General features: G+C 67.6%; 3 protein-coding genes. 1 reads left to right on the top strand and 2 read right to left on the bottom strand.

Features of this window, described 5'->3' with window-relative positions:
• Positions 1-716 (bottom strand): IclR family transcriptional regulator (locus AB0E85_RS39870; protein ID WP_361937648.1); only part of this gene is annotated, 716 nt, incomplete at its 3' end.
• A gap of 55 nt (positions 717-771) precedes the next feature.
• On the bottom strand, positions 772-1,644 hold the full coding sequence (gene purU / locus AB0E85_RS39865; protein ID WP_361937647.1) for a formyltetrahydrofolate deformylase: 873 nt from the start codon (positions 1,642-1,644) through the stop codon (positions 772-774).
• Positions 1,645-1,837: 193 nt separating this feature from the next.
• Between purU and AB0E85_RS39860 the strand changes: the two genes are divergently transcribed.
• On the top strand, positions 1,838-2,556 hold a 719-nt coding region (locus AB0E85_RS39860; protein WP_361937646.1), incomplete at its 3' end, for an aromatic ring-hydroxylating dioxygenase subunit alpha.

The following is a 2,556-nucleotide window of genomic DNA, read 5'->3' as shown; positions in this document are numbered from 1 at the left end:
GCCGCGCGCCCTCGGGGCCGCGGGTGCGCCGCAGCTTGTCGTAGACGAGCGTGTGCAGGGCCGGAACGCACGGGTGCGGAGAGCGCGTTGAGGCCTTCCTCGTACTCCTCCATCGTGATGGCGTAGCCCTGCTCGCGGGCCACGGCGAGGTCCGCCTCCAGCTTCTTCCTGGAGGTCACCGTGCCCGGTGTCATACGGGGCAGGCCCGTCTCGGTGAGGAGTTCGTCGCGGTCCTTCTTGTCGAGGTGCGCGAGGAGGATCTTGCCGCTCGACGTGCAGTGCAGCGGCGTCTGCCGCCCCACCCAGTTCTGCGCGGCGATGGCCGAGGTGCTGCGCACCTGGTAGAGGTTGATCGCGTGGTGGGATTCGAGGACGGCGATGTTCATCGTCTCGCCCACCTCGTCGACGAGCCGCTCGCAGATGCCCCGTCCGTGCCGGGTGACGGCGATACGGCCTGTCACCGCCCCGGCCAGGCGCACGACTCCGAAGCCGAGACGGTACTTCCCGCGCTCGCTCTCCTGCTCGACCATCCCGTGCGCTTCCAGCGCGCCGAGCAGACGGAAAGCGGTGGACTTGTGGACGTCGATCGCCGCGGCCACTTCACTCACGCCCGCCTCGCCGTGCTGGGCGAGGATCTCCAGCACGGCGACAGCACGGTCAACGGACTGCACTCCGCCACTCGGAGCGCCTGCGGACTCGGCACCGTAGTTGCTCATGGCGAAACCCTAGGTGAAATGGTCAACAGGTGTGAGGGGGTGGAGGGCGATTTCCTCAGCGGAAGACGACCGTACGGTTGTCGTTGACCATGATGCGGCTCTGACTGTGCCATTCCACGGCCCGAGCCAGGACCTGCGCTTCCACGTCACGCCCCAGGGCGACCAGGCTGTCCGGTCCCTGTGAGTGGCTCACCCGGACGACGTCCTGCTCGATGATGGGCCCCTCGTCGAGGTCCGGGGTGACGTAGTGGGCCGTCGCCCCGACGAGCTTGACGCCGCGCTCGTGCGCCTGGACGTAGGGACGGGCGCCCTTGAAGCTCGGCAGGAACGAGTGGTGGATGTTGATGGCCCGGCCTTCGAGCTGCTTGCACAGGTCGTTCGACAGGATCTGCATGTAGCGGGCGAGGACCACCAGGTCGATGTCCAGCTCCTCGACGAGCTCCAGCAGCCGCGCCTCCGCCTCGGGCTTCGTCTCCCGGGTCACGGGCACGTGGTGGAACGGGATCCCGTAGCTCTCGGCGAGCGGCTCGAAGTCCCGGTGGTTGGAGACGATCGCCGGCACCTCGATGTTCAGCGCGCCGGTACGCCAGCGGAAGAGCAGGTCGTTCAGGCAGTGCCCGAACTTCGACACCATGATCAGCGTGCGCGTCGGGGTCGACGCCTCGTACAGCTGCCAGGAGATCCGGTACGCCTCCGCCACCGGGGCGAAGCCGGACTTGAGGTCCTCCAGCGTCATGCCCTGGTCCGTGACGTCGAAGTGCACCCGCATGAAGAAGCGGTCCTTGAGCCGGTCGTCGAACTGCTGGCTCTCCTGGATGTTCCCGGAGTGCCGGACGAGGAAGCCGGTGACGGCGTGGACGAGGCCCGAGCGGTCGGGGCACGACAGGGTGAGGACGAACTCACGGCCGGCGGTGGGTCCAAGAGACACTGAGCCCTCCCTGAGGGAAGTGCGTATTGCGCAACAGTGGGACTGATACGCAACATGGTCCCGGCTCCGGCGGTCCGTGGTCAAGGTCTTGACAGTGCTTCGGGTGGACTGCACTGTGAGTTGCGTAGCAAGAGGTCCGTTGCGCATGAGGCAACCACTCGCCCGACCGGGGCGCTTCACTCCGAGGTGAACCATGACTACGACCGGCCTGCCGGACAGCCTGATCGCGACCCTTCCCGGCGACCACTACACCGACCCGGAGATCTTCCGCCTGGAGCAGGAGCACATCTTCGAGTCCATGTGGTTCTGCGCGGCACGCTCGTCGGAGCTGGCGAAGCCGGGTGCGTTCCGGACCGTGGACGTCGGGCGGGAGAGCATCCTGCTGACCCGCTCGCGGGACAGCTCGGTCCGGGCCTTCTTCAACGTGTGCCGGCACCGGGGCGCGAAGCTCTGCACGCAGGAGTCCGGCGAGGTGAAGCGGGCCTTCCAGTGCCCGTACCACGCCTGGACGTACGACCTGAACGGCAAGCTCGTCGCGGCCCCGAACCTGACCAAGATGCCCGACATCGGCCGCACCGAGTACGGCCTGGCGAGCGTGGCGGTGCGCGAGTGGCTCGGCTACGTGTGGGTGTGCCTGGCCGAGAACCCGCCGCCGTTCGAGGAGTCGGTGATCGCCGACGTGGTCGCGCGCCTGGGAGACGTCGAGTCCATCGAGCGGTACGACGTCGAGAGCCTGGAGGTCGGCCGGCGGATCGTCTACGACGTCAAGGCCAACTGGAAGCTCATCATCGAGAACTTCATGGAGTGCTACCACTGCGCGACGATCCACCCGGAGCTGACCGAGGTGCTGCCGGAGTTCGCCGACGGGTACGCGGCGCAGTTCTACGTGGGGCACGGCGCGGAGTTCGGCGC

The organism is Streptomyces sp. NPDC029044, assembly GCF_040637495.1.
In the GTDB taxonomy this organism is placed as follows: Bacteria; Actinomycetota; Actinomycetes; order Streptomycetales; family Streptomycetaceae; genus Streptomyces.
This window is presented reverse-complemented; position numbering and strand designations above follow the sequence as displayed.